The sequence below is a fragment of the Mobiluncus curtisii subsp. curtisii ATCC 35241 genome, assembly GCF_000146285.1.
Classification (GTDB): domain Bacteria; phylum Actinomycetota; class Actinomycetes; order Actinomycetales; family Actinomycetaceae; genus Mobiluncus; species Mobiluncus curtisii.
This window is the reverse complement of the sequence record NZ_GL385912.1, coordinates 1,714,050-1,738,809: the sequence shown is the minus strand read 5'-3', so window position 1 is coordinate 1,738,809 and position 24,760 is coordinate 1,714,050. Positions and strand designations below refer to the sequence as shown.

19 protein-coding genes are annotated in these 24,760 nt (G+C 58.1%); 13 read left to right on the top strand and 6 right to left on the bottom strand.

What is annotated here, in order from left to right; all coding sequences use genetic code 11:
- Nucleotides 1-22: 22 nt before the first annotated feature.
- On the top strand, nucleotides 23-1,372 hold the full coding sequence (locus tag HMPREF0574_RS07515; RefSeq protein ID WP_004008130.1) for a carboxylate--amine ligase: 1,350 nt from the start codon (nucleotides 23-25) through the stop codon (nucleotides 1,370-1,372).
- Between the two features lie 12 nt (nucleotides 1,373-1,384).
- On the opposite strand, the gene HMPREF0574_RS07510 is transcribed toward HMPREF0574_RS07515, so the two are convergent.
- On the bottom strand, nucleotides 1,385-1,654 hold the full coding sequence (locus HMPREF0574_RS07510; protein WP_004008129.1) for a hypothetical protein: 270 nt from the start codon (nucleotides 1,652-1,654) through the stop codon (nucleotides 1,385-1,387).
- A gap of 12 nt (nucleotides 1,655-1,666) precedes the next feature.
- The gene (locus HMPREF0574_RS07505) at nucleotides 1,667-4,030 is read right to left on the bottom strand and encodes a PspC domain-containing protein (protein WP_236585911.1); all 2,364 of its coding nucleotides are present in this window, start codon (nucleotides 4,028-4,030) and stop codon (nucleotides 1,667-1,669) included.
- A 113-nt stretch (nucleotides 4,031-4,143) separates the two neighbouring features.
- Here HMPREF0574_RS07505 and HMPREF0574_RS07500 point away from each other — a divergent pair, with 113 nt between their 5' ends.
- From HMPREF0574_RS07500 to HMPREF0574_RS07485, 4 genes are all read left to right on the top strand, one after another.
- Entirely contained in the window at nucleotides 4,144-5,403 is a 1,260-nt protein-coding gene (locus HMPREF0574_RS07500) for an ATP-binding protein (RefSeq protein WP_236585910.1), read from the top strand.
- 28 nt (nucleotides 5,404-5,431) lie between these two features.
- Nucleotides 5,432-6,133 (top strand): LuxR C-terminal-related transcriptional regulator, encoded by a 702-nt coding sequence (locus HMPREF0574_RS07495; protein ID WP_004008126.1) that lies wholly within the window; start codon nucleotides 5,432-5,434, stop codon nucleotides 6,131-6,133.
- Between the two features lie 111 nt (nucleotides 6,134-6,244).
- Nucleotides 6,245-7,381: a sialidase family protein gene (locus tag HMPREF0574_RS07490; RefSeq protein WP_004008125.1), complete on the top strand. Its 1,137-nt coding sequence runs from the start codon at nucleotides 6,245-6,247 to the stop codon at nucleotides 7,379-7,381.
- Entirely contained in the window at nucleotides 7,378-10,011 is a 2,634-nt protein-coding gene (locus HMPREF0574_RS07485; RefSeq protein ID WP_004008124.1) for an ATP-dependent helicase, read from the top strand. The genes HMPREF0574_RS07490 and HMPREF0574_RS07485 overlap by 4 nt, the downstream gene beginning before the upstream one ends.
- Before the next feature lie 42 nt (nucleotides 10,012-10,053).
- On the opposite strand, the gene ppk2 is transcribed toward HMPREF0574_RS07485, so the two are convergent.
- Nucleotides 10,054-11,082, bottom strand: a complete 1,029-nt coding sequence (ppk2, locus tag HMPREF0574_RS07480) for a polyphosphate kinase 2 (protein WP_004008123.1) — start codon at nucleotides 11,080-11,082, stop codon at nucleotides 10,054-10,056.
- A 113-nt stretch (nucleotides 11,083-11,195) separates the two neighbouring features.
- Between ppk2 and sucC the strand changes: the two genes are divergently transcribed.
- The 8 genes from sucC to HMPREF0574_RS07440 all read left to right on the top strand — a co-directional run bounded on the left by sucC (nucleotide 11,196) and on the right by HMPREF0574_RS07440 (nucleotide 21,245).
- Nucleotides 11,196-12,356: an ADP-forming succinate--CoA ligase subunit beta gene (sucC, locus tag HMPREF0574_RS07475; RefSeq protein WP_004008122.1), complete on the top strand. Its 1,161-nt coding sequence runs from the start codon at nucleotides 11,196-11,198 to the stop codon at nucleotides 12,354-12,356.
- Nucleotides 12,357-12,371: 15 nt separating this feature from the next.
- Nucleotides 12,372-13,295: a succinate--CoA ligase subunit alpha gene (gene sucD, locus HMPREF0574_RS07470; RefSeq protein WP_004008121.1), complete on the top strand. Its 924-nt coding sequence runs from the start codon at nucleotides 12,372-12,374 to the stop codon at nucleotides 13,293-13,295.
- A gap of 194 nt (nucleotides 13,296-13,489) precedes the next feature.
- A complete protein-coding gene (locus HMPREF0574_RS07465; protein WP_236585909.1) occupies nucleotides 13,490-14,902 on the top strand; it encodes a cell division protein PerM in 1,413 nt (470 codons plus the stop codon).
- The gene (gene purN / locus HMPREF0574_RS07460) at nucleotides 14,899-15,543 is read left to right on the top strand and encodes a phosphoribosylglycinamide formyltransferase (RefSeq protein WP_004008119.1); all 645 of its coding nucleotides are present in this window, start codon (nucleotides 14,899-14,901) and stop codon (nucleotides 15,541-15,543) included. The genes HMPREF0574_RS07465 and purN overlap by 4 nt, the downstream gene beginning before the upstream one ends.
- Before the next feature lie 111 nt (nucleotides 15,544-15,654).
- Nucleotides 15,655-17,499, top strand: coding sequence for a bifunctional phosphoribosylaminoimidazolecarboxamide formyltransferase/inosine monophosphate cyclohydrolase (locus HMPREF0574_RS07455; RefSeq protein ID WP_004008118.1), 1,845 nt, complete (start codon nucleotides 15,655-15,657; stop codon nucleotides 17,497-17,499).
- Nucleotides 17,500-17,589: 90 nt separating this feature from the next.
- Nucleotides 17,590-17,949, top strand: a complete 360-nt coding sequence (locus HMPREF0574_RS07450) for a hypothetical protein (RefSeq protein ID WP_004008117.1) — start codon at nucleotides 17,590-17,592, stop codon at nucleotides 17,947-17,949.
- A gap of 51 nt (nucleotides 17,950-18,000) precedes the next feature.
- Nucleotides 18,001-19,902, top strand: coding sequence for an AMP-dependent synthetase/ligase (locus HMPREF0574_RS07445; protein ID WP_004008116.1), 1,902 nt, complete (start codon nucleotides 18,001-18,003; stop codon nucleotides 19,900-19,902).
- A 125-nt stretch (nucleotides 19,903-20,027) separates the two neighbouring features.
- The gene (locus tag HMPREF0574_RS07440; protein ID WP_004008115.1) at nucleotides 20,028-21,245 is read left to right on the top strand and encodes an NADP-dependent isocitrate dehydrogenase; all 1,218 of its coding nucleotides are present in this window, start codon (nucleotides 20,028-20,030) and stop codon (nucleotides 21,243-21,245) included.
- On the opposite strand, the gene HMPREF0574_RS07435 is transcribed toward HMPREF0574_RS07440, so the two are convergent.
- Genes HMPREF0574_RS07435 through HMPREF0574_RS07425 form a run of 3 tightly spaced genes read right to left on the bottom strand, consistent with a single transcriptional unit; the run spans nucleotide 21,202 to nucleotide 24,751 of the window.
- Nucleotides 21,202-22,239, bottom strand: a complete 1,038-nt coding sequence (locus tag HMPREF0574_RS07435) for an isopeptide-forming domain-containing protein (protein ID WP_004008114.1) — start codon at nucleotides 22,237-22,239, stop codon at nucleotides 21,202-21,204. The genes HMPREF0574_RS07440 and HMPREF0574_RS07435 overlap by 44 nt on opposite strands.
- Nucleotides 22,224-23,195 carry a class C sortase gene (locus HMPREF0574_RS07430; protein WP_004008113.1) on the bottom strand — a complete coding sequence of 324 codons (972 nt, stop codon included), beginning with the start codon at nucleotides 23,193-23,195 and terminating at the stop codon, nucleotides 22,224-22,226. The genes HMPREF0574_RS07435 and HMPREF0574_RS07430 overlap by 16 nt, the downstream gene beginning before the upstream one ends.
- A gap of 56 nt (nucleotides 23,196-23,251) precedes the next feature.
- Entirely contained in the window at nucleotides 23,252-24,751 is a 1,500-nt protein-coding gene (locus HMPREF0574_RS07425) for a SpaH/EbpB family LPXTG-anchored major pilin (RefSeq protein ID WP_004008112.1), read from the bottom strand.
- Between the last annotated feature and the right edge of the window lie 9 nt (nucleotides 24,752-24,760).

Here is a 24,760-nt window from a genome sequence, read left to right as displayed (position 1 = left end):
CACCTATTAGAGGAGAGTCTCAATGAACACAGCTGAAAAGTCCGATGCGCCGTTTTTGCCAATTATCCTGTCCGGCGACATTGGAACGTATGCGTTTGCGCGGTCATTTTATGAGCAATGGCATGTGAAATCTCTGATAATTACCCCTCAGGTGCTGGGGCCGATTCGCCACTCCCGTCTGCTTGACGCGATAACGATAGATGAAAGCAGCATTGACCCGAACCTCAGTGTATTCATTGAAAAACTCATAGAGATGGGTCCCGAACTGGCGGCGCGTTACCCGGACACCCCGCTGGTGCTGGTGGCGAACCAAGATACCCACGTGGTGAATATCCAAAAGAACGCTTCCCGGCTAGCTCCTTACTATCGCTTTGCTTTCCCCAGCGTGGATGCCATCGAGCTCACCAATGATAAGGCGCATTTTGCTCAGGCTGCCGAAAAGTACGGGTTGCGGGTGCCCACGACTGTGGAGCTCCATCTTGATTCCGGCACGGACGCGCTGATGGATGTCATCACCGCAACTCTGCGGGACAAATACCCACTGATTATTAAGCCCTGCCAGTCTTACGGCTATGAGCGACTGCGCTGGCCTGGTAAATCTAAGGTTTATACTGCGGAGAACCCGACCCGAGCCAGAGAAATCCTGCAGGATTTGGAAACACACACTGCTGGTACCCCGGAGGCGCGTCGGTTCGTGGCGCAGCCCCGGGTGTCTGGAAACGACACGCACAGCCTGTCCATCACCGCTTATGTAGATTCAGAAAAACGGGTCAGCTTCCTCGGGTCGGCGCATGTACTGCTGGAAGACCACGTTCCGACCGCTTTGGGTAACCCGGCGGCGATGATTACAGAAAGTTACCCGGACCTGTATCGTCAGGTCAGCGATTTCCTGATTGGCATCGACTGGCATGGGTTCGCGAACTTTGATGTCAAGGTCGACAGTGCCACCGGTCAGGCCTATTTCTTTGAGGTGAACCCCCGTATCGGCAGGAATCTCTATTACAACACCGCCGCCGGGAACAACCCGCTGCCGGCTTTGATCAATGACATCATCTATCACCAGCCTACGGAGCCGGCGCGTCACTTTGACACGATTCTCTATACCGTGTTGCCCATCCGCCTGATTTTGAAGTACACGACGGGTCCGGTGCGCCACCAAGTCCAGTCGCTGCATCGGGCAGGTAAAGTCTTTAATCCGCTGCTGGCTCCGGCAGAGAGACAGTTTTCCCTGCGGTACCTGCGGCGGCGTCTCTATGTGTGGCTGTCCACCCAGCGGCATTGGTCTAAGTTCAAGCACTATTATCCGCTGGATGCCTTAGAGGCACAGGGGCGTGATTCTTTCGATACCGTCCAGTTGCGCGCGCAACGCTAGCCTCTGCGCGGTTTAGCGGCGTGATTCCGCCAGGGCGCCGATTAGCAAGGCGATTCCGGACGTTCCAAATATCAGCAGGATTAGCGTCCACAGTGACACGATGACGCCCAAGGCAGACCCGACAACGATTAATCCAATCAGGATAAATACCACGCTGAAAGCGATGGCTGCCAGGCTGCGATGTTCACGGCGGGGTTCCAAGGGTGGCTTCGAGGGAGTCTCCGCAGTGTTTTCTTCCTTTAGGTTGGCAGTGAGGGGGATAGTTTCTGTCGTGTTTTCCATAGTTGTCACCTGTTAGTTGTTCTCAATGTCGGGAGTGCGGTACGGGGAAGGCGTTGTGGATGAATCCGGGGGAACCGGTGTCGCAGGTATGCTCGGTGTTCCGTTGGACATTCCCGCGGAACGCGGGGTTCCGTTTACCGGGTCGAACAGGTTATCGCCGGGTTTCCACAAGCTGCCGCCGGGCTGGAACAGGTCATTGAACCCGTCTTGGTTGACATCCTTCCACGGACCGGTCTTGCCTGCCTGCACGTCAGCGAGGGTTAGCGTGTTGTTTAGGTCTAATTCAGATACATCTTTTCCGTTCAGTGCCAGAGCTACGCTTTCATCTCCGCCTGCAGTTTTGACGTCTATAACTCCGTCCCCGGATACGGCACGGCGGCGAAACTCTTGCAGCGCGACCCCGCTCTCGCCCTCGGCGCCAGTTTCAGTGCTGTTATATTCCTCCAATTCGTCAGTCATCAAAGTCCGACCGTTCAACACGTAGTTGACCAGGAAATGCCCGTCAGGCAGTACCGCACCGTTCCATAAGTCCATGGCGGGACGTTCATAGAGTGACACACTTCCTTGTGCCAGATTGATTTCGATAGTTTGGGATTTCGTCTTAATGTTTCGCGAGCCGTCCGACAGCGGGACGTGGTGACGAATTTTCAGTTTCGTCACATCCGAACTGCCCAGACTGATACTGGCAGCCTCATATTCCTTGGTTCGATCTATGAATTCCACTCGCTGATTGCCGTCCATCGTGAAGTATTGCGGGCGGTGCTTGTCTTTGGACGAGGACTTGAGGAAGGCTTCACTCATGTTCCATTTGCTGTTTTTGAGGGTAGACGTCCGCACCTTGCCCTGTGCCAGGTTGATTTTCAAGTCAACGTTTTGCTCCGGGAGCGTATAAATCGAAACATCCCCGTTCGCCAGATTGACTTTGATGGGTTTCCCTGGAGTGGTGGCACGCAGGTCGATGTCCGCGCCGCCCCGCATGGCGCTGAGTTCATCGCCGGGGTGTAACTCATTGCTTTGGTAGCTAAACGTTTCGGGAAAATCGCCCCAGTCCATGCTGGAACGCAGCACGCGCAGCTGGGGCATCACGGACATTCCCACTGTTGCCAGAGGCAGCGTCACGAACAAAATCACCAACGGGGTGACGACGGCTAGCCAGCCCGTCCGGCGCTTTTGCAGGGCGGCTATCAACATGCCACCCCCCAACACCATTGTCAGCAGCCCGACTGCCAAAAGCGCGGAACTGAGCGCATCGAGTACTCCAATCAGAGGCAACAAGACGCCGGTGAAAATCGACAGCAGCGCCAGTCCGCAAACCGTGAGACTGAGGGCGCGGCTCGGTCCGGGAATCAACGGCTTGAGGGGAGCGCCCGGTCGCGGATACGGTGGCGCAGACATAGTTGTGGCGCTGTTGAAGGGTGGCGTGGCAGCAGCCGGGGGGACGGTGAAGTCGGCACTGGGGGTCGCAAATCCGGTGGTTGGTTGCGTAAAGCCAGCGGCGGTCGTGGCGGGAGAGACGGGGGTGTTCATAAGCCCGTCTGTGGGGTTGGGCATGGTAGGTGTGGGTGCCTGTGGGGTGGGAACGAAGCCGGTCGGTCCGGGAACGTAAGTGTTCGTGACTGGCGAGGTGCCGGTCTTGCTCTGGTTTACAACGTGAACGATGACCAGCACTATCACTACTAGAGGCGCCAGCATCAGGCACAAAACCAGAACTATGAAAAAGAAAGCGAGTAAATCGTCAAAACCGTCCCCGCTGTCCCAGATATCAAATATGTTGAACAGAAAAATGCCCTGGGGCAGCATCCGCATCGCCCCGAAACACATCAACAAAATCGCACCGGTGACGGCACCGCCCTGATTGAGTAAGCCGGCGCGCCAATCGGTCCACAAGCTGCGTCCGGTGGTTTGGCTGGGCATCCACAGCCAAAGCGTCCCATAGAGCAGGGGAATAAACCCAAAGAACAGCAAACCGACCACTGCCAAACCGCGCACAATTACGGGGTCGATGTTCAGGCGTGAGGCAATTCCTGCACAAACTCCGCCGATGACCCGGTTGGGGGACCGCATCCATGCCGATCCGGCGGAATCTGGACCTCCGGGGTAGCCTCCCGCGCCCGTGGTGCCATAGTTTGCGCCGTTGTTGGAAAAATTGCCGGAACCGGGGTGGCCCGCAGGACGGTAGCTGGTACCGTCTGGGTTAGGCGCACCCTGATAAGGTGCGCTAAATCCGGTGTTACCAGTCCCATTTGGCGTCGTGGCACCAGGCGGGGTCGCGCCGGCAGCAGGGTTTGTGCCGGCAGGTTCGCCACCATCGCGAGGTTCGCCCCCGACGGGGGGAACTGAGTTTGAGAGATGCTCTGAATCCATATTTTCGTTCATGATTCCATCATGGTCGCAGTGTCGCGCTGTGGCTATGGGGGTTGTCCCTGATTTATCCCTGATTAATCCCTGAAGCCGGGTAAAATCCCGCGAAGCCGTGGCAAACTGGACTTATGTCAACATCTGCAGCCGCCCCCCGTATGCGACTTCCCCTGCTACGTCCGGTGTCCGGGACAGTCCCGCCCGGTAAGGACGGGGTGTTGGCTGGAGTAGCCGCGGGATTGGCTCTGCATCTGGGAATGCCGCTGTGGCTGGTGCGACTCATTCTGGTAGTTTTAGCTCCCACCGGAGTCAGCATTTTGCTGTACGCCTGGTTGTGGATTTTTGTGCCACGCGGCAATCCTTGGGGTGCGGCGGGACTACCGTTTCGCACAGATTCGCGGCTGGCAACCTCTAACGCGCCACTCGAGGGGCACTTTGGTGGCAATGAACGCTGGCGAAATGTGACCGTTCCAACAATTTTGCTGGCGCTGGGATTAATCGCCATAGCTGGGGTCGGCGCTTATTCCGGACCGAAAATCATGAGCGATTTACGTCCCCTCATCGTCATCATCATTCTCATCACCGGTATCGCCCTGATTTGGGCGGGGGCTTCGGCGGGTTCATCTCCGTCCGAGCTGCGGATGGGAAGATTCCTGGGGTTTGCCATTCCCGGTGCCCTCCTGGTGATTTTTGCGGTTATGTTTGGATTCTCTGGAACTATCAGTCTGCGGGACGCGCTGCGCGGGGGACTCATTACCCTGGTCGTTATCGCCGCGCTGAGCTTGGCAGTTTTGCCGCTGTGGGCGCGTTTCTGGATGTCTTACAAGGCATCTCTGGCGGAGCAAACTCGCCAAACTGTCCGTGCCGATATGGCTGCCCACCTGCACGATTCGGTGTTGCAAACCCTCGCGTTGATTCGTACTCGGGCTGATGACGCTGCAGAGGTGGCGAAATTGGCTCGCGCCGAGGAACGTCAGCTGCGTGCTTGGCTCTATGAAGACCGCGGACATGTGGACTCGTCGCTGTCCCAGATTATCAAGGAGTTGGCAGGCGAAATCGAGGACCGTTACGGAGTGGTTTTAGACACCGTCACGGTGGGAGATGCCGTTCCGGGAGCGTGGTCCGAGCCGCTGGTGGCGGCGACCCGAGAAGCCCTGACGAACGCGGCACGCCACGGTGCGCCACCGTTTTCGGTCTATCTGGAAGTGGGGTCGGACGCGGTGGAATGTTTCGTGCGCGACCACGGCACTGGGTTCGACCTCGCCGCTATTCCGCAAGGACATCAGGGCGTGAAACATTCCATCATTGAGAGGCTGGAGCGTCACGGTGGCAGTGCGACCATCCGGTCGGGACACAGTGGCTGTGAAGTCGCGATGAAAGTGCCCCGCTAAACTGGGCAAGACTAGGGAGGAAACAAAGATGAGTGACAGAGACGGGAGCCCCCAGAATGGTGGGGAACATCCAAAATGTCCCATTTCGGTGCTGGTCATTGATGATCACGGACTGTTTCGGGCGGGAGTGATTGCGGAACTGAGCAAATATCCTGACGAAGTCCAGGTCGTGGGAGAGGCGGACAGCGTGGAGGATGCTGTTGCCGCAGTGCGTCAGAACGTTCCCACGGTGGCGCTGCTGGACGTGCATCTGCCAGGTGGTCACGGTGGCGGGGGCGCCGAAGTCGCGGCGGCGTGTCTGGGAGTGCCGACCCGGTTCTTGGCGCTGTCGGTGTCTGACGCCGCAGAAGACGTGGTGGCGGTCATTCGGGCAGGGGCTCGTGGCTACGTGACCAAGACTATTGCGACACCTGACCTGGTCGATGCCATCGTCCGGGTAGCGGGGGGAGACGCGGCTTTCTCGCCGCGGCTGGCAGGTTTCGTGCTGGACGCGTTCGGGGCGGCGCGCACCGATATGGTGGGTAATGATTCCGAACTTGATTCGCTCACTGAGCGCGAGTTCGAAGTCATGCGCCTCATTGCCCGCGGTTTTGCTTACAAAGAAATCGCCTCTGAGCTGTATATTTCTGTGAAAACTGTGGAAACGCACGTTTCATCCGTGCTGCGCAAACTGCAGCTGTCCAACCGCTATGAACTGTCCAAATGGGCCCAGGATCGTCGGATTAGCTGACCCGCGGGGAGCCTGCGGAGCGCCTGTGGAAAGCTCACCGAAGGTGAAGCAAACGGCTGCGAGATGATAACGTAAAGGCGCAATTATTTTCGGGTCAGAAAAGGAACAATCATGCAGCGCACCGTGGTAGCCCCGCACGCTTCAGCAGGCTTCATGCAGGCGCGCTATCCCGCTATTGCGCGCACTTCCAGCCGGGTGCTGCTGATGATTTGGGAGGCATTGCCCTCCGAGTGCGCCGCCTCTGCCCGGATGGAGCAAGCGAAAGCGAAATCTGCCAGCTTAGAGGAACCTCATTACCGTAGGCTGTGCCCGACCAGTCTGCGGCTGTCACGGTCTTTTGATAACGGTCTGACCTGGGAAGAACCTCGCACTTTGGCAGCAGGCAGCCCGCAGGAATTTCTCGGATTTCATGTCCCCTCGTTCCTACATGACTGCGTAACCGGGCGCATGTTTTGTTTCTATACCCGTTCCCTGGTGCCGGATTGGGACTTGCGACAGGTGCAAACGGCACTCTTTGTGGCGTGGACCGATGATGATGGCTTGAGCTGGGAACACCAAGATATTACTTCCATGATTATTGCCGGTCGGGACTTTTCGAAGGCGTATATCCCGCGCGGGCGGGGCACGCAGCTGACGAGCGGGCAATGGGCGCAACGCCTGTGCCACGCGGGAGTAGTTGTGGACGAATCGGGGGATCGCAAAGCTGTGTTTATCGGCTCGGATGACCACGGTGCCAGCTGGTGGGCGTCGTCTCCGGTGGGAGCAAACGTGGATTATTGCACGGCGGTGTCCAACAGTGACGGAACTGAAGTCATGCTGCTGATGAAGACCCAAGACTCGACGGTAAAAACGTGGGCGAAATCAGCCGATGCCGGTCGCACGTTTGGACAGCCCACTGCCGCGACAGATTCTCGTCTGATTAACATCATGAGTCCGTTGGAAGAAGTGTTTCACGGAGCTTGTCCGGGCACTCCGCATGCGGACGTGTTCAGCTACATCGGTGAACGCACCACGGACCAGGGAGACTGTACGGTGTTGATGCTGTCTACCGATGGTGCCAAGTCATTTAGAGAAGCAGAGACGTTCGATGTGCGAACCTACGGTGCTCTCGACATTGTTTCAATGGCAGACCAAGCCAAGTTTGCCATCGCCTTCGAGAGCACTGACGGCGTGATCTGCGAAATCTTGCCTTTCTCTCAACTCGGTAACATTGATGCACTAGCGGAACAGTGGGCTCACCAAGCATGAATGATTTGTTTTCTTCCCTCGCAGAAGGTTCTGGCGGCGAAATTCCCGTGTCGGCAGTCTTGCCGCGCGGAGCGGTCGCGCATTTTGAAACTCCCGACGCTACCTCTGATTTTGCAGGCTGGTCCGAGGCGGACGCGGCACAGCGCGAGGACTGGCGGACGCGCAAAGTTGCCGCAATCGTGGACGGGCTGAACCCGGAACAGCACGCCGCGGTGACCCACGAGTCCGGTCCGCTTCTGGTCATGGCAGGAGCCGGCTCGGGCAAGACCCGCGTGCTGACCCGGCGGATTGCGTGGCTGCTGGCGACCGAACGAATTCGCCCTTGGGAAGTCCTGGCGATTACTTTCACCAACAAGGCTGCCGCCGAGATGCGTCAGCGTGTCGAATCCCTGGTCGGCAACGCCGCGAAATACATGTGGGTGTCGACTTTCCACAGCGCTTGCGTGCGGATTCTACGTGCCGAGGCTGACACCCTGGGGGTGACCCGGTCCTTTTCTATCTATGACACTGCCGACACGAAAGCCCTGCTGAACCGCATCATTAAAGGGCGAGGTTTGGACCCGAAACGTTTCCCCCCAAAGTCTTTTGCTGCCAAAATTTCCCAAGCCAAAAATGAGCTCATCACCCCCGAAGTCTTTGCTCTCGGTGCGGGGGTCGACAAAATGAGCCAGCTCACGGCGGAAATCTATACCGAGTACCAGCAGCTGCTGCGTCGCGCCAACGCGTTCGACTTTGACGACCTCATCGCGTCCACGGTCTATCTGTGGAAAGCACATCCCGATATTTTGGCACGCTATCGAGCCAAATTCCGTCATGTTTTGGTAGATGAATACCAGGACACGAACCCGGCGCAATATGAGCTGATACGCTTGCTCACGGTGGGCGCGGCGGGCGATGCCCAGTCTCCTGCCGAGCTGACGGTAGTGGGGGACTCGGATCAGTCAATTTATGCCTTCCGCGGCGCGACTATCCGCAACATTGAAGAATTTGAGTCGGATTTCCCCGGCGCCACCACGGTTTATTTGGAACAAAATTACCGTTCTACCGGCACGATTCTGTCGGTCGCCAACGCGATTATTTCGGAAAACGAGGGGCGGCGGAAAAAGAATCTGTGGACTGACGCCGGTCAGGGCGTGCAGGCGGTGCTGTATGCGGCTGACACCGACCGGGACGAGGCCGCTTTCATCGTCCGCGAGCTGCAAAAGCTGCGTCAGGAAGGCTCATCTTGGGACGAATTCGCGGTGTTTTACCGAACCAATGCCCAGTCGCGTTCCCTGGAAGAAATGCTGACGCGGGAAGGCATCCCGTACCGGGTCGTGGGCGGCACCAAGTTCTATGATCGGCGCGAAATTAAAGACGCTATCGCTTACCTGTGCGCCGCGGCGAACCCTGCCGATGACGGAAACCTGCTGCGGGTGCTGAACGAACCGAAACGCGGCTTGGGAGACAAAGCGGTGCAGACCATCCGGGAGGTTTCGCTGCGTGAAAATCTCGATTTCGGTCAGGCTCTGCGCCAATTCCTGCCGGGGGGAACCCATCACGGCGACTTGAGCGCGAAAGCCAGCGCGGGGATTGCCGAGTTCGTGGGCGTTTTGGATGCAATGCGGGCTTTGGACGCGGCGAGCGCCCCCCTGGACGAAATCTTGGACACAGCCCTGGAGGACAGCGGCTACCTGCCGAAACTGCGGAAATCCAATGACCCTCAGGACGATGCGCGGGTGGAGAACCTGGCGGAGCTGCGTAACGTGGCGCAGGATTTTTCCCTTTCCGAGCCGGATGCCCGCCTGGCGGATTTCTTGGAGCGGATTTCCTTGGTCGCTGACGCCGATCAGCTTCCTGACACCGCCGCCCAACCCGAACGCCCTGCTGACCCGGCACACCCCGCTGCACCTCCGGAGGTGACTTTGATGACTGTGCATACCGCGAAAGGACTGGAATTCAACACCGTGTTCGTGACCGGGATGGAGGACGGTCTGTTCCCACATTCGCGTTCTTTGGAGAATCCTCAGGACATCGCGGAGGAACGTCGGTTGGCTTATGTGGCAGTCACGAGGGCGCGCCAGCGGCTGTATCTGACGCGTTGCGCCGCCCGTACGGTGTTTGGTGAGACGGTAACTATGCCGGCTTCGCGTTTCTTGGATGACATCCCTGCCGAACTGGTGGATAACCGGCGCGAAGCCACCACTGTGGACTATTTCGGCGGGTTGGCGTCCCGTGGCTACGGTGAACCGACCAGCTCCGCTTATGGTTACGGCGGGCGTGGCGGACGCGGGGGAGCCACAGGTAGCTACGGGACGTCTCGCTTTGGTCAGGGACAATCTGGGTCACGAGGGTCTAGCTCCGCGTTCGGGGGCAAGTTCGCCAACTCGCGGATAGGACTCACCACGGCACGCGACTTGGCGGGCGGCAAGGACTCGGCAGCCGCACCGGCGAAAAAGGCGAAAGCGAAACTGGCGGGCAAGATTCCTGAACTTCACGTCGGTCAGCGGGTCCATCACGATATTTACGGGGAAGGCAAGGTTACTGGCTTGGAGGGGCAAGGCAAAGGCACTATTGCCACCGTGAAGTTCCGCACGGGTGCTGCCAAGCGGCTGCTGTTGAACTTTGCCCCGCTCACTCCGGTGGATTAAACGGTGCAGACCGGCGGGATGCCGGTCTGCCGTAAAGTTCAGCTACTTTTTCTTTTTCTTCTTTTTGGGTTTGTTATTGACTCCCGGCGCAGGATTGCCCGCGGTCGGCAGTTCTGTCCCTTCCGGCAAGGCGTCCAAGGTCACGAATGGGATCTTGCCGGATTTGGCGCGTGCCACCACCTCGGCGGCATGATTGGGCACCGAACGCACCGTCTCAAACGAGGTGCGCACGTATCCGCTCGAGGGCGGACGTGCAGGCAAGGTAATGGGGGCAGTATCGCTGGGCAGGTCCGTATAGGGAATAGTGGACAGGAAGTGGGCAATCATATTCAGCCGGGCGGCTTTCTTAGAGTCTGAAGACACCTGATACCACGGGCATTCCGTGGTGTCGGTATGCACCAGCATTTCGTCTTTCGCTCGTGAATAGTCCTCCCACCGAGTGATGGACTCCAAATCCATGGGCGAGAGTTTCCACTGGCGCAAGGGATCATGTAAACGCCGGGAAAACCGTTCGTACTGCACTTTGTCGGATACCGAGAACCAGTATTTGCGCAGCATGATGCCGTCTTCGACCAGCATCCGCTCAAAGGTCGGGCACTGCTGCATAAACTTTTGCACCTGAATAGGGGTGGCGAAGCCCATGACCTTTTCGACCCCGGCACGGTTGTACCACGAGCGGTCAAAAATTACGATTTCTCCGGCGGCGGGCAGGTGAGAGATGTAGCGCTGGAAATACCACTGGGTTTTTTCGCGTTCCGTAGGGGTGGGCAACGCCACGACTCGGGCGACACGTGGGGAAAGGTACTCGGTCAGGCGTTTGATGGTGCCGCCTTTTCCGGCAGCGTCACGACCTTCGAAGATGACCACGATGCGAGCTCCGGTTTGTTTCACCCACCGCTGCAGTTTTGCCAGCTCGGTTTGTAGGCGATACAGCTCAGTTTCATAGATTTTATTGGGGACTTTGAGGGGTGGTTCCGGTTTAGCCGTCGAGAGCTTGTCCGGGTTATCGTGGTTTTGCATGGCGACGCTCCTTTGCTCCGCTAACGCCCTACAGAGATATACCTCCAGCATAGACGGAAATTGCAGGACGGGGCGGTAATTATCGGGGTGGAAAATCTGATATTTTTCGATACACTAGAAATATCTTGATATCGAGACATAATTTCTAGACCGAAAGGAACAGCGTGGACCTCTACGAGTACCAGGCGCGTGACCTGTTTAATAAACACGGAGCCCCGGTTTTACCGGGTAAAGTCGCAAGCACGGTGGAGGAGGCCAAGGCTGCTTTCACCGCCTTGGAGGTTCCGCTGGCAGTGGTAAAAGCCCAGGTTAAGACGGGCGGTCGCGGTAAGGCGGGTGGTGTAAAGCTGGCTCGCAGCGAAGAGGAAGCCGCAGCCAACGCCCAGGCGATTTTGGGTATGAACATTAAAGGTCACACGGTTTACCGCGTGATGGTGGCGGCTGGCACCGACATCGATCGAGAGTTCTATTTCTCGATTCTGCTGGACCGCGCGAACCGCCAGAACCTGGCGATGTGCTCGGTCGAGGGCGGCATGGAAATCGAGCAGCTTGCCAAGGAAAAGCCCGAAGCACTGGCAAAAGTCCCGATTCCTGCTTCCGGCATGGACACGACCGTGGCGCGTCAGATTGCCGACGAAGCCGGGTTTGATTCGGAAACTGCTGCCAAAGTCGTGCCGGTTTTCCTGAAACTTTGGGATGTTTATACCGGTGAGGACGCCACCCTGGTGGAAGTGAACCCGCTGGTGGCGACGCCCCAGGGGGACATTATCGCTCTGGACGGCAAAGTCACTTTGGACGATAACGCCCGGTACCGTCACCCCGAACACGCCGAACTGGTCGACCAGCGGGCGGCTGATGAACGTGAGCTCAAAGCACAAGAGGCCGGGTTGAACTACGTGCGTCTGGAGGGTCAGGTCGGCATTATTGGTAACGGTGCCGGTCTGGTCATGTCTACCCTGGATGTGGTGGCGTACGCCGGCGAAAAGTACGGGACGAAACCCGCGAACTTCCTGGACATCGGCGGGGGTGCCTCGGCTGAGGTCATGGCGAAAGGTCTGGACGTAATCCTGACCGACCCGCAGGTCAAATCCTGTTTCGTCAACGTGTTTGGTGGTATCACCGCCTGCGATGAGGTTGCCAACGGCATCATCGGTGCGCTCCAGATTCTCGGCGACCAGGCGACGAAACCCCTGGTGGTGCGCTTGGACGGCAACAAGGTCGAGGAGGGGCGCGCGATTCTAAAAGCTGCCAATCACCCCTTGGTCACCATGATGGAAACGATGGACGAAGCCGCTGACAAGGCTGCGCAGCTGGCAGCGAAGTAAAGGAGGAGCACTACCATGTCGATTTTTCTTGATGAAAACTCCAAAGTAATTGTCCAGGGCATGACCGGTTCAGAAGGTCGCAAGCACACCACTCGGATGCTCGCTTACGGCACCAAGGTGGTCGCCGGCACGAACCCGAAAAAGGCTGGAACCACCGTCGATTTTGACGTGGTTCCTTACGGTCCGTTGGCTGACTCGGTCCAGGGCGGTACCGTCAGCGTTCCAGTGTATGGCACGGTCGCCGACGCCAAGGCAGCGACCGGCGCAAACACTTCGGTCATTTTTGTGCCCCCTGCCGGGGCAAAAGGCGCCATCATTGAGGCGGTAGATGCCGGCATGGAGCTGGTGGTGGTTATCACCGAGCACATTCCCGTCCAGGACACGAACGCCGCTTTTGCCTACGCGAAGTCTCACGGGGTGCGCATGATTGGTCCGAACTGCCCCGGCATCATCAGCCCCGGCAAGTCCAACGTGGGCATCACTCCCGGCGACATTACCCCGCGCGGCAAGCTCGGCTTGGTGTCCAAGTCCGGCACCCTGACCTACCAGATGATGTATGAACTGCGCGATTTGGGCTTCACCACCTGCATCGGTATCGGCGGGGACCCCATCATCGGCACGACCCACATCGACGCTCTCGAGGCTTTTGAGCAGGATCCCGAGACTGAACTGATCGTAATGATTGGCGAAATTGGTGGCGACGCCGAGGAACGCGCCGCCGCTTACATCAAAGAGCACGTCACCAAGCCTGTGGTGGGTTACGTGGCGGGCTTCACCGCTCCCGAAGGCAAAACTATGGGGCACGCCGGCGCTATCGTCTCTGGTTCTTCCGGGACTGCGGCTGCCAAGAAAGAAGCGCTTGAGGCGGTGGGGGTGCGCGTCGGCAAGACACCGAGCGAAACCGCGCGTATCGCCCGAGAAATCATGCAGAGCAAATAGGACTGCCCTAGCTTTTTTAGGGGGCGCGGTCGGAACTGATTTTGACCGCGCCCTTTTGCCTGGTCACGGGGATATTGGGTCGGTTCACAAGGGCGTTGCGGCGGGTCGTACCGGTGTGGCAAGTCGGCGCGGTTCTGAGGGTTTCTTATACTTAAATGGGACGAGGCGCGCTCAATGCGCCAGGGAGGAGAGTTATGGACGCACGGTCTAACCGTCCCGGTCAACGTCCCCCGAGTCGACCGGGGAGGCGTCAGCGTCGCGTCAATACTGCTCCGGAAGGACAAACCCTGCCGGTCGAGTCCAGCGAGGTAGGTTCCGGTTTGCCGGCGCCCGCAACCGGCACTGCGGGGCTGAACACGGCAGAATCTTTCCGCCATCCCGACTTCCGCTCCGCATTCCGTGCGGTTTTCCACAAACCAACCCGCGCCGAACTGTTCCCTGCCGGAACTTGGCGCTCACTGTGGTTGGGGTTTCAAGCGTGGGCGATTAGCTGGGCGGTGCTGGTGCTGTTGGCGATTGCGGTGTGGATGCCTACTGCCACTACTCCTTCGGAAAAAGGCACGAAGTGGAGCGACGCCCTGGCAGTGGGCAACGCTATTTTTGCGGTTGCGTTCCGTGCTGAGTTTTCCAACGAAACCATGCGGTTTTCCCTCACCCCGTGGGGGCTCACTCTGCTGATGGGGCTGCTGCTGGCAGCGAGTTTACGGACGGCGAAACCGGCTAATGCCGCCGCTTTGGCTTGGGGGCTATTGGCGTTCCTCCTCCCGACCTGGGGGTGTTTGTGTTTTGCCGCGATTTCCCTGGTGGTGTGGCACGCGATCATTTTTTCGCTGTGCTTTGCCGCAATTGTGTTCTTTGTCGTCGCCAGGCATCAGACCTGGTGGAATGTGACCGCGTTTTTCCCTGAAGGCGAGCCGTGGCCCTGGCTGAGTCTGGCAGGTCGCTGCCTGCGCGTGTTGGCTCGAGGGGGCATGGTTCTCTCCACGATTTTCCTGGCAGCGGGTATATTTACCGGCTGGGAGCAGATGCGCACTATCTGGATTGGTCTCAAACCGGACGCTTTGGGTTCTGTCGCGATGGTCTTGGCTATCCTGGCATACTTGCCGACTTTGCTGGTGTGGGGAGCCGCGTGGATTACCGGCCCGGGGATTACCTTGGGACAAGGGACGGTGTTTTCTCCCGGTCAAGTCATTGGGGGTGACCTGCCGCCGGTACCCGTGCTGGCGTGGCTACCGGACGGACCGGTAGGATGGTGGCCCCTAATCTTTCCGGTGCTGTTAGCCATTGGTTTGGGACTCTACCTGGGTGGACGTCACCAGCTCGGACTGGCTGACACCGCGTTGTCTCTCGCCCTGTTCCTGGCAGGATTGCTGCTGGGAGGGGTGCTCATCGTGTGGTTCGTGAGCGGTTCACTAGGTCCAGGTCGCTTGGTCAACGTGGGTCCCCTCGGTTCGACTCTCTATGCGGGAGTGCTGGCTTGGGGGGTACCTTTTGTGGTGACCGCCCTGCTGAACCACCCCTGGACACGCGAAGCCACTCGGCGCTTCGCGGTGCGAGTCTCGGGCAAGAATCCGCAGGCTCTGCCCACTGCTAGAATCGACTTATGAAAAAGCGAGTCTTTACGCTACCCGATGATCGCCCCTCCCGTTTGGTGGTGCTGATTTCCGGAGTCGGCACTAATCTGCAGGCGCTCTATGCGGCGACCACTAACGCGGCTTACGGTGCGGAAATAGTCGGGGTTGTCTCTGACCGGGACACTGCTGAGGGATTGCGTTGGGCACAATCACGAGGAATTCCCACCGCTACGGTCTGCATGGGGGACTTTCCTGACCGGGAATCCTGGGATGTCGCTTTCACGGCAGCGGTGCAATCCTGGGAGCCAGACTTAATCGTCAGTGCCGGGTTTCTAAAAATTTTAGGTCCGAAATTCTTAGCCCAGTGGCCTTCCCGCGTGGTCAACACCCACAATTCACTGCTGCCTTCTTTCGTGGGCATCCACGGTCCGCGCGATGCCCTGCGAGCCGGTGTGAAGCTGGCGGGGGCGACGCTGTTTATCGTTGATCCAGGCATGGACACCGGTCCGATTCTGGCTCAGGTGGCGGTTCCTGTCCATGATGATGACGACCTGGAAACCTTGACCCAGAGAATCAAAGTTGCCGAACGCGCCCAGCTGGTCGCCAGCGTGGGGCGGATGGTGCAGCACGGCTGGTGGATTGACGAAGTTCGTGCCGGTTTTGAAAGTGACTAGGATTGAATCGCGGGTTTCTGGCGACGGGATTGCGCTCAAGACCCGAAAACGCCCAATTACTGTTGATTTTTAGAAAAAAGCAATAACCTGAATTAAGGAAGGCAAGACAAGGTGGCGGAAACGACAAATCGGAACAAGGATACTCAGATTCCTGTCAAACGGGCTTTGATTAGCGTGTGGGACAAAACCGGACTGGAACAGCTGGCACAGGCTCTGGTCGAAGCTGGCGTGCAAATCATTTCCACTGGCTCCACCGCAAAAAAGATTGCGGCCGCGGGTTTGCCAGTCACTCCGGTAGAGGACGTGACGGGTTTCCCCGAATGCTTGGAAGGTCGGGTTAAGACTCTGCATCCGCACATCCACGCCGGTATCCTCGCGGATCGGCGCAAACCTGACCACGTCAAGCAGTTGCAAGATTTGCAGGTCGAGCCGATTGACCTGGTGGTGTGCAACCTTTACCCCTTTGAGGATACGGTAGCCAGCGGCGCTGACTTCGATGCCTGCGTGGAACAGATTGACATCGGCGGGCCTTCCATGGTGCGTGCCGCCGCCAAGAACCACCCTTCCGTGGCGGTCGTGGTGTCGCCCTACACTTATGACGCCGTTATCGAAGCAGTCCAGGCAGGTGGCTTTGACCTGCACGAACGCAGGCTCTTGGCGTCGCAAGCTTTCGCGCATACCGCTGAATATGATGCTGCTATCGCCACTTGGCTTGATGACCAGATGACTCGTTTCGCGATGGAAAACGTCGGGGATCAGGCGTCGGCAGACGAATCGGATGAGGATTCTGCGATGCCGGAATGGGTGGAACTTTCCGGGGATCGGATTGCCTCCCTGCGCTATGGAGAAAACCCCCATCAGTCCGCGGCGCTCTATGTTGATTTGGAACAGACTGCGGACCAGATGGAAGAAAATGCACAGGGAGAATGCAACTGTCCCGCTTGCACGCATTACCCCGAGCTGGATGATATTGAGGCTTGCGACCGGGCAGGTTCGGACCCCCACTCAAAGCCGGCTCCCGGCATCGCCAACGCGATTCAGTTGCATGGTAAGGAAATGTCGTTTAACAACTACACGGACGGAGACGCGGCGATTCGGGCAGCTTATGACCACGCTGAGCCTTGCGTGGCGATTATCAAACACGCCAATCCGTGCGGGATTGCCGTAGCCGCTGACGTCGCGACCGCGCATCGTAAAGCTCACGCCTGCGATCCGGTCAGTGCTTTCGGTGGGGTGATTGCGGTAAACCGTCCGGTGACGGTGGAACTGGCGAAACAGATTGCCCCGATTTTCACCGAAGTGGTGCTGGCTCCCGCCTATGAGCCAGGAGCGGTGAAAGCCCTGGCATCCAAGAAAAATCTGCGCGTGTTACGCGTTACCCCGCCAGCCCGAGGGGCACTGGAAGTGCGCCAAATCAGCGGGGGATACCTGGCGCAGCAGCGGGATGATGTGGCGGAGTCAGGGGATTGCTCCAGCGGATGGACCAAAGTGTGCGGTCCTGATGTTGACGAAGCGACCTTGCATGACCTGGAGTTTGCGTGGCAGACTATCCGCGCCACGAAGTCTAACGCTATTCTCTTGGCACGTGACGGCGCGACGGTCGGTATCGGCATGGGGCAGGTCAACCGGGTGGATTCTTGCAGACTGGCGGTGGAACGCGCCAACACCCTGGGTGGACGCGAGACTGGAGACGCCGCCGCGAGCCAGAGCGATACCGCCGGGGGAGCGCGGGCTGAGGACTTGGCAGTGGCTGCTCCGCCCGAGCGAGCTCGGGGCGCAGTCGCGGCGTCCGATGCGTTCTTCCCGTTTGCCGATGGGCCACAGATTCTCATCAACGCAGGTGTGAAAGCTATCGTGCAGCCCGGCGGTTCTATCCGCGACCAGGAAACTATCGACGTGTGTGAAAAGGCCGGAGTCGCGATGTTTACCACCGGGGTGCGTCACTTCTTCCACTAGACGTGCTGGCGGGACCGGTAATCTGGCGATTTCTGGTCCCGCCGTGACTCCGAAACCGTAACCGACTTCAGAAAACGTCAAGGGAACCTTTTGAACACCCCAAACCCGCAAGCTCCCGAACCTGCCGCGCCGGACTGGCAGGCGTTGGACTCCGTGACGCCTGATCAGCCCACTTTGGTGCCCGACTCGGCTCCGCATCCGTTTGATGCCCCCAGCCGGGTTCAGGTGCTGCTGTTGGGGGCAGCGGTAGTGGCTCTGTTGGTGTGTTCCGTGGTCGGATGGTGGCAAGCGGCAGTTTGGGGCTTAGTGGTGGTTTTGTTGGCACTGGCAGTGTTTCGCCTGACCAACCGCCACGCGTGGACTCGGGCGCGCGGGACCATCTTTGATGTGACGGTGTTGGTCGCGGCGGCAACAGGAATTACCTTGGTGATGCTGGTATTACCAGGGTGAACTGCGATGACTCAATGGCAGGATATTTCAGAAAGTTGGTAAGCTAACCCTATGGCTGATGAAAAACGTAACAATCGAGACGAGATTTCCACCCATGCACAGAACCCGATGGATAAGCCTGGATGGGTGGAAATAGACGGGGAGCGATTCTGGCATTGCCCCCGATTGTTTACCGCTGAACAGCATCAAACTTTGCCTTGGACACTGGCAGACCGGGTGCGTCGCCTGCCCAACGCGAAACTGCTGGATCGAAAGACCGAGCTCGGCGGGTGGCGTTCGATGACGGCAGTGGAGTTTAACGAAGACGTTCACTCGGTCGCGCGTGGCTTGATTGGGATGGGGTTACAACCCGGAGATCGGTTCTCTATCATGGGGCACACCTCGTATGACTGGATGCTGTTGGAATACGCGGGATTTTGCGCCGGACTGGTGGTGGTTCCCATTTATGAGACGGATTCCGCGGAACAAATCGCGTGGATTCTGGAGGACGCTGACCCGGCATTGGTGGTGTGCGAAACGAACGCAATGCGTGAGCTGGTCAGCTCGAAACGGGATTGCGGTCGCAGCCTGAAACACGTGTTGTGCCTGGAAGATTCCGCGGTGGTCAGGATTAAGAAAGCCGGGATGGACGTTCCCGATTTTCAGGTTGACGAGCGTTCCCGCGCGGTGACTATCGACGATGTTGCCACGATTATTTATACGTCCGGGACTGCCGGGAAACCCAAAGGTGTGGAGCTGACGCACGGGAACTGGATTGAGTTGCTGGCGAACGGCATGAGGTGGATGCCGGAAGTCGCAGGGTATCCGTCCTCTCGGCTGCTGGTGTTCTTGCCTTTGGCGCACGTTTTGGCTCAGTATCTGCAGTTCCTCCAGCTTTGGGGCGCGGGCACCCTGGGTCATGCTCCCAATATCCGCAACCTGATTACGGACCTGCAAGAATTCGCACCGTCTTATGCAATGGTGGTGCCACGGGTACTGGAAAAGATTTACAACACGGCTCAGGTTCAAGCCCGAGCGCACCGGATTTCACGGATTTTGTTCTCTCGGTCGGTGAAAGTCGCCGAGGCGTATTCGCGCGCTTTGGACACCCCCGAAGGACCCAACCGGCGGCTGCGGGCGAAACGTCTGGTCTATTGCCAACTGGTTTACCGCCGAATTTTGTCTCTGTTTGGTCCGAACCTCAAGTTTGTGATTTGTGGCGGAGCGCCGTTGAGCGAAGAATTGGGGCATTTCTTTCGCGGTATTGGAATGCCGGTGCTGGAAGGCTACGGCTTAACCGAGACCTGCGCGCCCCTGTGCTTTAACAACCTCAGGACCAACCGCATTGGCACGGTCGGTCCTGCCGTTGCAGCTACTGACTTGAAAATTTCTCCCACCGGAGAGCTGCTGGCAAAGAGTCCCGCGATTTTCCATCGCTACCATAACAATCCCGAACAAACCGAGGCAGCTTTTGAAAACGGCTGGTTTAAGACCGGTGACTTGGCGACTATCGACCAGGATGGCTTCGTCCGGATTACCGGGCGCGCCAAGGACATTATCGTCACCGCCGGGGGAAAGAACGTGGCGCCTTGCGTGTTGGAAGACCCGCTGCGCCAGTATGCTTTGATTAACGAAGTGGTGGTGGTAGGCGAGGGAATGCCGTTCGTGTCTGCCCTGATTACTCTGGATGCGGATATGTTGCCGACCTGGCTAAAGAACCACGGTATGCCTACGATGGACCCGCTGACTGCTTCCAAGAATCCCCAGGTGTTGCAGGCAATTTCACGAGCGGTGGAACGGGTCAATGCCCGGGTGTCTCGCGCCGAGTCCATCCGTAAGTTCAAGGTCTTGCCGACCGCCTTTACCGTCGAAAACGGTCTGCTGACCCCGTCGATGAAAGTCAAGCGCAAGCAGGTCGCCGAGGCTTTTGCTGCCGAAATCGAGGAACTTTACGCCGACAAACTGGTGAAGTAAGACTGCCGGCTCGAACCCGGTGCTCCCACCCTAGGGGGGCAATTTCCTGGAAATTTATCTCGATATCGAGTAAAATTTCGGTGGTGGCGCTAAGCCCGGAAAATTGACCTCTACAAGGAGCAAAAATGGCGAAAATCAAAGTGGAAAATTCGGTGGTCGAACTCGACGGCGATGAGATGACCCGCATTATTTGGCAACAAATTCGCGAAAAACTCATCTTGCCTTACCTGGATGTAGACCTGAAGTACTACGACTTGGGTATCGAAAATCGCGACCGGACTGAGGATCAAGTCACGATTGATTCCGCCAACGCCATTAAGAAGTACGGGGTGGGGGTGAAATGCGCGACCATCACCCCTGATGAAGCCCGCGTAGAGGAGTTCGGGCTAAAGAAAATGTGGAAGTCCCCCAACGGCACTATCCGCAACATTCTGGGCGGGGTCATCTTCCGGGAGCCAATCATCATGCAAAACGTGCCGCGTTTGGTCAAGGGTTGGGACAAGCCGATTGTGGTGGCGCGGCACGCGTTTGGTGACCAGTACAAGGCGACGGACTTTAAGGTTCCCGGTGCTGGCAAGATTATGTTGAGCTGGGTGCCTGACGACGGTAGCAAACCCATCGAGCACGAGATTATTCACATGCCCGAGGCGGGCGGTGTCGCCATGGGCATGTACAACTTTAACGACTCTATCCGCGATTTCGCCCATGCCTGCTTTAACTATGCCCTGGCGCGGAAATACCCGGTGTACCTCTCTACCAAGAACACAATTTTGAAAGCCTACGACGGGGCGTTCAAAGACATTTTCGCCGAAGTCTATGAATCCGAATTTAAAGCCAAGTTTGAAGCTGCCGGGTTGCTCTATGAGCATCGTTTGATTGATGACATGGTCGCCAGTTCCCTCAAGTGGCACGGCGGCTACCTGTGGGCTTGCAAGAACTATGACGGCGACGTCCAATCCGACACGGTGGCGCAGGGCTTCGGCTCACTAGGGTTGATGACTTCCGTGCTGATGACCCCGGATGGGCGCACCGTTGAGGCAGAGGCAGCGCACGGCACGGTGACGCGCCACTATCGGGCTTGGCAGCGGGGGGAACAGACCTCTACGAATCCGATTGCTTCCATCTATGCCTGGACGCGCGGGCTGGCGCATCGCGGCAAGCTCGATAACACCCCGGCGGTCATTGAGTTCGCCGAGACCCTCGAGGACGTCATCGTAAAAACTGTCGAGGGCGGTCAGATGACCAAGGACTTGGCGCTGCTGGTCGGCGGAGATACCCCGTGGTTGACCAGCGACGAATTCATGAACGTCCTGGATCAGAATCTGCAGGCTCGCTTGAGTTAGAGCGCCGGCGCATCAGCACCAGCCCCACCACAATCAGCCCGGCGCTGAGCGTCATGGCTCCGGCTATCTGCACCCCAGTCTTTGCCAGCGCACCGGCGACTTTGCCGGGCAGCGACTGACTGAGCGGGGTCAGACCCCATTCTTCCCAAGTGCCAGCCACCCGCGGGTCGTCCGGGTTGGGAATGTAGGTGTTCGTCTTTGGGTCGTAAATCCAGCCGGGGATGTCATAAGGGTCGGTGACTCGGTTCGGGTCGACCCCTTTCGGCAGCTTTGGCAGCGGGGTATTGCTGGGGGAGGGAACCGGGCTAACGCTGGGTTTCGGGCTCTGACTGGGGGTGGCGCTCTGGCTGGGCGTGGGAGCGAATCCAGGCGTACCTCCGCCACCGCCAGTGCCGCCTCCGGGCTGAGGCGCTGCGGTCGCTACCGGTTTTGGCACCAGTCCCAGTCCGTAACTCCATTTGGGGCTGCCAGACGACGTGTCGCCGTAGGGTAGAGTCACCAGGGAGGGGCAGAACTTCAGGAAGTTCGTGTTAGGTGTGTTTGGTGGGGTGGACTCGATGAGGTACACGCCCAGTGCTAAGTTCTTAAACTCCACCGCACCGGCGTAGTTCGTGGTGCCGGTTTGGGGGCTTTCCAAGCCTTTTTTGCGCGCTTGGGTGACAGTCAGCTGTGCCAACTTGCGGTAATCCACGCCTGTCCCGGTGGTGGCGACGTCTTTTACTTTCGAAATCTTTACCGTGTAGTTTGCGGTGGACCCGTTGGGTACGGTCGGGTTTTTCGGGTCATCATTGGGGTTCTTGCGGGTCAGATGCACTTCAATAGTGCCGGTCTGGGAGCCAGCAATGGCGTTTACGTTCAACCCGGTGGTGGTGCCGGTGACGGCATGAATGTGGTCCTCTTCGTTGCTGGCCAGGGCGGGCACGGCACCCAGGCTGAGAGCCAGCGCAAATCCTGCCCCCAGCGCGGTCAGGCGCATTTTCAGTTTCGTTTCCATGACTTCATCTCCCTGGTTTTTTCGGTTTCACGCGGTGCGTCACCTTTAAAGTTTTCGTTTCGTCGCCGACGTAGTTGCCCCCACACCCACACTATTGCCAGCACTCCTGCCGCGGTGGCGATAGCGACCAGCACCCACATCCACCAAGACAAGGTCTGTAGCGGAGCCTGCACCGCGGGGAAGTCCTCGGGGGGCAGGGTGGTGCGTTCCCCGGTGACCAGCAGGCGGTGGGAGTTGATTCCATAAGGGGTGCAGGTCAAGACCGTCAGCAGGTCGCGTCCGCCCTGGACTTTGAGGGTCTTTATTTCGTCGGGTTTCACCACGCGGATGTCGTAAACCCGGTAAGCCATCTTGCGTCCCATCACGTCCAGGAACATCAAATCGCCTTTTTCCACGTCTACCAGGTGGTCCAGCAGGGTCGCGGTGGGCAGTCCGGTGTGTCCGGTCAACACGGCGTGGGTGTCATTCCCACCCACCGGCAGGGACGAACCGTAGAGGTGACCAATCCCGCGCTCCAGAGTCTCCACTTCGGAGCCGTGATAAATCGGCAGGTCGACCCGCGCTTTGGGGATAATCAGGCGTCCCATCTCGGGCAGCAGGTCCAGCTGGTGCAGATACCCCTGATAGGGATAGTTGTTCTTGGACACGCGCGCCATCCACGGGTCCAGCACGGGGGTGCCGGGGATGCTTCGGTTGTATTCCTCGGCTTTCGCGAGCATTTCGTCCAGTACCTCGGGTCGGCTCTGTTCGATTTGTTCGCTGTAGGTCAGGGTGTGGCGGTGCTGCACGTAATTGTTGAAGTTTGTTGCCACCACCGGGTAGAGCAGTACCCCTATCCCGATGATGGTCAACAGCACAGGAATCCACAGGCGGGGGCGTGAGTGGACGACGTTGATATGTTTCGGCGCGTTCGCGACCGAGCGTGGCGCCAACACTACAGTGTTCTTTCCACTCACGTTTACCCCTCCTTTCGGCTAGTTGAGTTCAATCCCGGTACTGCGGGTGAGCGCGCTTAGGAGCGCTGGCGACGCATATAGACGGCAGCTCCACCCAACAGCACCAAACCGACGATGACGAACAGGATGATGCCCTTGCCACCGGTATTCGGCAGCAAACCGGTAATGGAGCTGGTGGAGGTGTTCTTCACCGTCACCGTTACGGTTTTGTCAGTAGCGCCGGTAATCTTCGTCTTAGTGAATTCGAACTTTTGCGGACCCGCCAGCTGCTGATAACCGTCCGGTGCCTTGGTCTGGACCAGGCAGAGCTCTCCCTCAGTGGCGCCCAGCGGACCGACGATCACACCGTTAGCGGCATCGGTAATCTCGAACTCACTGTTGGAGCCGATGGTCAGCGCGTTCCCTGTCGTTTTGGTGCCCAACGGGTCGCCCGCGCACTGGTAGATTTTAAACTTCGCTCCGGAAAGTTTGGTGCCGGTAGCGTTTTCGTTCAAAATCTTTAGCTTGCCGAAAGTGGTCTTGGCAGGGTTATCCGGATCGGACACAATAGTCGTTTCGCCGCCGCCGCCGTTCGCCGTGGTGTAGATAGCCTTCGCGGCGTTGGTGACCCCGTCGGTAGTATTGACCGAGTTCAACACTTCGGTTTTGACAATCAAACGCATGGTTTTGCCCTTGGCAGCGTTAATTTTAGTTAGACCATTGGGAGTAAAGGTGACCTCCAGCTGGTTAGCGGTCGGTGAGTCAGTAGCCACGGTGTAGTCATTGGCATTGCCAGCAGTCAAACCGGTATTCGCGTGTTCGGGGTCGATGGTAACGGAGGAGACGATTGTAGCTTTCATATTGGTCGGCAAATCCTGCACCTTAAACGTCGCGAAGGTGTCGTTGGTGTCGATATCTGGAATCGGCACGTCCATTTGCCAAGTCATTGTGGAACCGACCGTGATAGGAGTACCTGCCGGAGTAATGTCCGTCTTTTTAATCTTGCTGGCATCCCCATTCTTGGGATAGACATGGATGTCATACACCCAGTTGGCGGTGTTGGCTGGATCCGTCATGGGGACAAACACGACCGCCGGAGCCATCAGGGTTTTCCCCTCCGGGGCAGCAGTCTGCGTGAGTCGATACACGCCCGGCTTTAGACCCTGGAATTTATGGGTACCGTCTGTTGTAGTCTTGCCGGTTTGTGCCGCGAAGGTCGGATCCAGGGCGCCGAAATTTTTTGCTGTCAATCCGAGGGCACTCGAATATCCAGCATTGGTGGTGATGTCAATGTTGGATTTCTCGAGTTTAAAGGTGGCGTTTTCGATTGCCGTTGCACCTGCCGGTAACGGAGTCGTTTCCATACCAGTGGGGGTTGCCGTCCGACCGCCGGTGGGCATAGTCAGAGCGTGCACCGTGATTGAGCCGGTAGCGTTACCGTTAATCGCTGCGGCGGAGGCGACCGGCGCGTTGAGCATTCCCGCAGCCCCCAGCAGGGCGACCGCTCCGGTGGCAAAAATCGCCACAGTGCGACGCCAAATGGGTATTCCTATGGATTTCATATTAACTAACCTCATCTTCCTGTG